The following is a 5369-nucleotide window of genomic DNA, read 5'->3' on the forward strand; positions in this document are numbered from 1 at the left end:
CCATGCGTCCACGGCGTCAGTGCAGCAAAGACCTGCACATGGCGCGGTACTGGCTGACGTAGCCGCCGCCGAAGAACGAGCAATGTCCTGCAATCGGATACAGCTGCCATACCGTCATGCGTTCGCGCCAACCGGCCTTGAGCGGATGCACGGACTGGTATCCGTCGAGAATCTCATTGAAATACGACATGCCGAACAGATCCAGCATGGCAAGGTCCTCTTCGCGGTGTCCGCCATGGGCGGCCGGATCGATCAGCACGGCCTCCACGGAACCGGAATCCGCCGACCACATGACATTGCCGCTCCACAAATCACCGTGCAGGCGCGCGGGCTTGTCGCCGGCGGCCTTGCCAAGCAGCTCCGGCAAAGCGTCGATGACGTTCTCCGTAAGCTCCTTGTCGTAATCATTCAGCGTCCGGCGCTCGATGCCCATTTCGACCATCGGACGAAGCCTGCCTTCGGCCCAATAGGTCGCGGCATCCCGCCATTGCCCGGTCGCCATCGGCAGAGGATCCTGCAACGGACCGTAATAGCACGTTCCCGTATAGCCGGCCGGCGCGGAACCGAAATACTCGGCGCCGACATCATGCAGGCGAGCCAGCGCCGCGCCGAAATCATGGGCGGCCTGCGGCGTGGGCGAACATGGATTGACGCGTTCGATGTCGAGATAATCCTTGCCCCAATCGTAAACCTCCACCACACGCGGACCGCCTTGCGACTGCGCCTCGCCAAGCCATTCGAGGCCTTTGCCCTCGCATTCGAAAAATCCCTGCGGGCTGAATGCCCTGCTTTTGCGGTATTTGCTCATGCCTTCACGCTCCTTGGTCTTCGACGTGCTCCTTCGATGAGACATCGACTATGGCTCCATTGTGTGCACGGTTTGAGACAACCGCGGCGAATGCACCCGAAATCTAGAGACCGTTCGCTACTGTGGGTGACGTACCAGTAGCAGAATGCGCTATTCAATACAATATGAGAGAGGGCTCATGAATTTCTTCCAAGCGATTTTCCTTGGTCTTGTGCAGGCGCTGACCGAATATCTGCCGGTTTCCTCCAGCGCCCATATCCGCATCATCGGTGACTTGATGCTGGGATCCGATCCGGGCGCCGCGTTCACCGCGATCATTCAGATCGGTACCGAATTGGCGGTGATTCTGTATTTCCGACGTGACATCATCCGCATTCTGGGCGCATGGTTCGGCTCGTTGTTCGGCAAGGAGGGCAGGGACTTCAAAAGCCGTATGGGCGCGCACAATCCCGATACCCAGATGGGCTGGTTCATCATCCTCGGCACCATGCCGATTCTGATTGCCGGATTGCTGTTCAAGGATGCAATCGAAAGCACGCTGCGCAACCTGTGGATCACCGTCACCGTATTGATTCTTTTCGGCATTTTGCTGTGGATCGCCGACGCCCGTTCGAAGCAGGTCAAAACCATCAAGGAGATGACCTGGAAGGACGCGCTGATCTTCGGCATCGGACAGATGCTCGCCTTGATTCCGGGCGTCTCCCGCTCCGGCGGCACCATCACGTTCGGACGCGCCATGGGATACACCCGTGAGGCCGCGGTGCGCGTAAGCTTCCTCATGGCCATTCCCGCCGTGTTCGGCGCCGGCATTCTCGAAGCGGTCTCCGCGGTCAAGGACGTGGCCGCCGGCGACGCGGGCATGTTCCCGGGCTGGGGCGCCACCATCGCCGCCACCATCGTCGCCTTCGTCGTAGGCTATGTGGTCATCATCGGATTCCTGAAATTCGTGTCCACCTTCTCGTACAAGGCGTTCGCCATCTACCGCATCGCCCTCGCCGTCATCGTCGCGTTGCTGCTGATCGCCGGCGTGCTGTCCCCGACGGAAGTGACCGCAGCGGCATAGCAAAGGCCTCGAAAACCGTCTATGGGAATGCCACGGTGCCACACAAGCACCGTGGCATTCCCATATCCATGCCATTCATCGCATCAAAACCTTTTCAATCGGCGTTATTCCCGTTAAGGAATGATTCCGCCTCACGAATGATCTCCTCGCAGGCGGGCATGCCATTCGACGCGATACGACGCGCCTGCGCGTCCAAATCGTATTCATGCTCCAATCGGGCAAGATAATCCCTTGCCTGCATCCGCTCGATGGTCTCATCCGCCGTCGCACGCCATTGTACGGCCTTCCGATCCAGATCGCCCTCGACCAGTGGCTGATCCAGAAACAATGAAAGGGCGCGGACCAATTCAAGCGTGCCCTGCATGCACTCGGTTTTCGCGCAATACTGCGGCACGGACACCCACATCGAGGACGTGCGGAAACCCGCGTCCTCGGCAAACGCGTCAAGAATGTTGGGAATGCCTACGGGACCGTTGTAGTCCCTGTCCGATTCGCATTCGCAACCGCTTTTCGAAATGGCCAGCGGCAGTGGCCTGGTATGCGGGCAATCGTCGAACATGGATCCCAGAGTGACGAAATCGCTTACCGAATAGTCGGAGGCGACCTGCAAGGTCCTATCGCAGTATTCCTTCCATCGGTAATTGGGCTCTGGCGCGATTTGCGCCAGAATATGCGTTTTGGGGGAGACGACGATATCGTAAAACGTGGTCCGTGGCCAGATGATGCGTTTACGCCCCTGTACGGAGCAGACCATGGGGCGCGCGACCTGATAATCATAGAATTCGCCACCATCGATATGGCACACCTCATGGGAATCATATTGCGCCACCAAATGCCTGATAACATTCGTCGCCGATTGGCAGGCATCGTTCCAGCCTTCGAAAGCGGCAAGCAAAATCATCCTCGGCATTGTTGTCTCCTCGCACATATTTCAAATGTATAACGTTTTCCCATCCATCTCGCACGCTTTAGCCAGAAGTGAAGGCACAAAGCCAGTGGCCGCAAGGGTTTTTCGGGATTCGCCGACTTCGCGCGACACGCATGCGACACGCGGATTTGCATATCTCGCGAATCCGGTTATAGTAGTTACTCGTGCTCAGGCAGTGGTACTGCTGAGAACATGCGGACATAGCTTAGTTGGTAAAGCGCAACCTTGCCAAGGTTGAGACCGCGGGTCCGAGTCCCGTTGTCCGCTCTAAGGTTCCGATTGATTATCGACCTTATGGTGGGTTAGCCAAGCGGTTAGGCAGCGGCCTGCAAAGCCGTATAGACGAGTTCGACTCTCGTACCCACCTCTCATTGTGCGGTTTCGCAGAATGAACAACCTTGGGCGGTTGGCGCAGAGGTAGCGCACTTCCCTGACACGGAAGGGGTCACAAGTTCGAATCTTGTATCGCCCACTGGAGTTTGACTCCAAGAGATAGCCGGGTGATTGGCGCAGCGGCTAGCGCACTTCCTTCACACGGAAGGGGTCATAGGTTCGATTCCTATATCACCCACATCATGATTTTAGCTCGGCTGTGCGCCGGGCTTTTTTGTTTTGCCGTTGAACATCGGCGCCTGTTGGTCGGGGCACAGTCGGATGAAGACGGTATCCGCAAGCGGCTATGCAAGAAATTCAAGAAGAGCCGACAGATATACAAAAAAACAGATAGTCAGGCAATGACGTCCCGCAGGTTTCCTCTATACTGATAATTGTCCACAGCAAGCAAGGCACCACGGCACGGGATGTGCCGGAGGATGAGGTAGAGGTAAGGAGAATATCATGAAGAAGAATGCAATTTTCTCGGCAATCAAGCGTGGTTTCGAAGTCAACGGTCTCAACACCCTCGCTTCGGTCAACGGTTCCGCTTCGGTCAACAAGGCTCTTCAGGAGATGCTGGATCAGCGCCGCTGAAGTCCATCGAAGATTTTTGTGAAGACGCTCGAAAATATGGTATACGTACCGTTTTCGGGCGTCTTTTCATATTCTCGAGACAAACGGCTACAATAGCGACCTGTGGGTGACGAAGCATTGAATCTCAAACTGCCCGTCAAAGATATGGGCCCCAATGAGCTGAAAGCATATGCGAAGCTCGGACAGGCGCAACATGACGAGGCGAATCGCGAATTGGAACGTCGTTGGCGCAGCTACGATGACATGCTGCCGAAAGACGAATTCGTCTCGATTATCGACAACGACAGATAAAATGTCCATTCCACGTATATAGTGCATGATTCGTGACCATGCCGGGTTCAATGCCTAGGATTTACAGGGGAAATGAGTACAATGGCCAGTATGACTGATCCGATTCCAAGCGCAGGCGAAACGACCATCATCGGTCTGCCTGCAATCACTGTACCGGTTACTTCGACCGGAGACCGTCCTTTGACCAAGGATGACCTCGATACGATTACGCGTCTTGCCGATGGCACGGCATTGCTGATTTCGACCAGGGGAGCGGTGGCCGGCTCCCGGTATCTTCTCGACGAGGATGAAATCACCGTGGGCCGCGATCCCAATGCGGACATTCTGCTGGATGATTCCACCGTTTCACGCGCTCACGCCATTTTCCGTCGCGTCAATGGCGTGTATTCCGTGTTCGACGCGGGCAGTCTGAACGGCACTTACGTGAACCGCCAAAGGGTCGAACACACCGAGTTGAAGAACGGCGATGAAATCATCCTCGGCAAATTCCACTTGGTGTATTTCACCAACACTGCGGTCGTCGCGCGCTGATTCAATACGAGCCGCACGCGCAGCAGGAATAGGTTTTCACGCCCATGAGCATTCTCATATGAAGCCCATGGGCGTTTTGCATATGTCTTGGCATATGGAAAAATGAGCGATAGACGGCGTATATTTGTGATTCTTGGATAATGGGCAGGGGAGTGATCATGATTGACGTTTTGCCGGCGCTGCTGTGGATTATGGCTGCCGTCATCGCGGTGAACATCTGTTCCATAACCGCGGTGCGGGGCAATATTTTCGCCAGCGAAACGCGTGACGTGCATCCGGTGCGCTGGTCGATAATCGCACTGCATTTCACGTCATTGGTGCTCGGCGCGGCATCATATCCGGTGTATTCGATTTTCAAATCGAGCATCGCACAACGATACCGTAATTTCTATACGCATGTCGGATGGCCATCCGCCGTGGTTTTGGTGCTGCTGATCGCATGCGAATTGCTGTTCATGTATCTGCAGGCCAGAAACGGCATGAAAGGCGAAATGAAACGTCGTCTTGAACGGGCCGTCAAATGACAGAATCCGATTTTGCTGTCTGACATATTGTGACGTCACTTGACGTCACATGGCGGCAAAGGAACATGTACGCAGGCAACATCATCTAATGGATGGAATCACGCATTGCATTCGTGAGGATGAACCATTCGCGCGGATGAATCCAGGAAAACAAGGTCATGGAGTAGTGGCTTGATAATGCATCCATACCTTTTCTGACATAACGTACATTATCGGATAATGAATACTGTCTTTGAACCATAAAGAAATCCCGTT

7 protein-coding genes and 4 tRNA genes are annotated in these 5369 nt (G+C 55.1%); 9 read left to right on the top strand and 2 right to left on the bottom strand.

Annotated features, from left to right (window positions below; all coding sequences use genetic code 11):
* Positions 1-16: 16 nt before the first annotated feature.
* Positions 17-808, bottom strand: coding sequence for a fructosamine kinase family protein (locus tag B3C64_RS04030; RefSeq protein WP_291533919.1), 792 nt, complete (start codon positions 806-808; stop codon positions 17-19).
* 178 nt (positions 809-986) lie between these two features.
* Here B3C64_RS04030 and B3C64_RS04035 point away from each other — a divergent pair, with 178 nt between their 5' ends.
* Positions 987-1871: an undecaprenyl-diphosphate phosphatase gene (locus B3C64_RS04035; RefSeq protein ID WP_291533905.1), complete on the top strand. Its 885-nt coding sequence runs from the start codon at positions 987-989 to the stop codon at positions 1869-1871.
* A 94-nt stretch (positions 1872-1965) separates the two neighbouring features.
* Here B3C64_RS04035 and B3C64_RS04040 read toward each other — a convergent pair whose 3' ends face one another.
* Positions 1966-2799, bottom strand: a complete 834-nt coding sequence (locus tag B3C64_RS04040) for a PAC2 family protein (protein ID WP_291533907.1) — start codon at positions 2797-2799, stop codon at positions 1966-1968.
* 194 nt (positions 2800-2993) lie between these two features.
* Between B3C64_RS04040 and B3C64_RS04045 the strand changes: the two genes are divergently transcribed.
* The 8 genes from B3C64_RS04045 to B3C64_RS04080 all read left to right on the top strand — a co-directional run bounded on the left by B3C64_RS04045 (position 2994) and on the right by B3C64_RS04080 (position 5114).
* Positions 2994-3066, top strand: a tRNA-Gly gene (locus tag B3C64_RS04045).
* 29 nt (positions 3067-3095) lie between these two features.
* A tRNA-Cys gene (locus B3C64_RS04050) sits at positions 3096-3166 on the top strand.
* Between the two features lie 33 nt (positions 3167-3199).
* Positions 3200-3271, top strand: a tRNA-Val gene (locus B3C64_RS04055).
* Between the two features lie 26 nt (positions 3272-3297).
* Positions 3298-3370, top strand: a tRNA-Val gene (locus tag B3C64_RS04060).
* 266 nt (positions 3371-3636) lie between these two features.
* Positions 3637-3768 (top strand): hypothetical protein, encoded by a 132-nt coding sequence (locus B3C64_RS04065; RefSeq protein WP_291533909.1) that lies wholly within the window; start codon positions 3637-3639, stop codon positions 3766-3768.
* Positions 3769-3870: 102 nt separating this feature from the next.
* Positions 3871-4059: a hypothetical protein gene (locus B3C64_RS04070; RefSeq protein ID WP_291533911.1), complete on the top strand. Its 189-nt coding sequence runs from the start codon at positions 3871-3873 to the stop codon at positions 4057-4059.
* Between the two features lie 90 nt (positions 4060-4149).
* On the top strand, positions 4150-4590 hold the full coding sequence (locus tag B3C64_RS04075; RefSeq protein ID WP_291533913.1) for an FHA domain-containing protein: 441 nt from the start codon (positions 4150-4152) through the stop codon (positions 4588-4590).
* 158 nt (positions 4591-4748) lie between these two features.
* Entirely contained in the window at positions 4749-5114 is a 366-nt protein-coding gene (locus tag B3C64_RS04080; protein WP_291533915.1) for a hypothetical protein, read from the top strand.
* The last annotated feature ends 255 nt before the right edge of the window (positions 5115-5369 follow it).

Origin of the sequence: Bifidobacterium sp. UBA6881, assembly GCA_002451435.1 — a bacterium.
GTDB lineage: Bacteria > Actinomycetota > Actinomycetes > Actinomycetales > Bifidobacteriaceae > Bifidobacterium.

What these genes read in the sequence shown, in the direction of transcription:
- B3C64_RS04030 (WP_291533919.1), bottom strand. Translation starts at nt 808, where the DNA reads ATGAGCAAATACCGCAAAAGCAGGGCATTCAGCCCGCAGGGATTTTTC.
- B3C64_RS04080 (WP_291533915.1), top strand. Translation starts at nt 4,749, where the DNA reads ATGATTGACGTTTTGCCGGCGCTGCTGTGGATTATGGCTGCCGTCATC.
- B3C64_RS04075 (WP_291533913.1), top strand. Translation starts at nt 4,150, where the DNA reads ATGACTGATCCGATTCCAAGCGCAGGCGAAACGACCATCATCGGTCTG.
- B3C64_RS04035 (WP_291533905.1), top strand. Translation starts at nt 987, where the DNA reads ATGAATTTCTTCCAAGCGATTTTCCTTGGTCTTGTGCAGGCGCTGACC.
- B3C64_RS04040 (WP_291533907.1), bottom strand. Translation starts at nt 2,799, where the DNA reads ATGTGCGAGGAGACAACAATGCCGAGGATGATTTTGCTTGCCGCTTTC.
- B3C64_RS04065 (WP_291533909.1), top strand. Translation starts at nt 3,637, where the DNA reads ATGAAGAAGAATGCAATTTTCTCGGCAATCAAGCGTGGTTTCGAAGTC.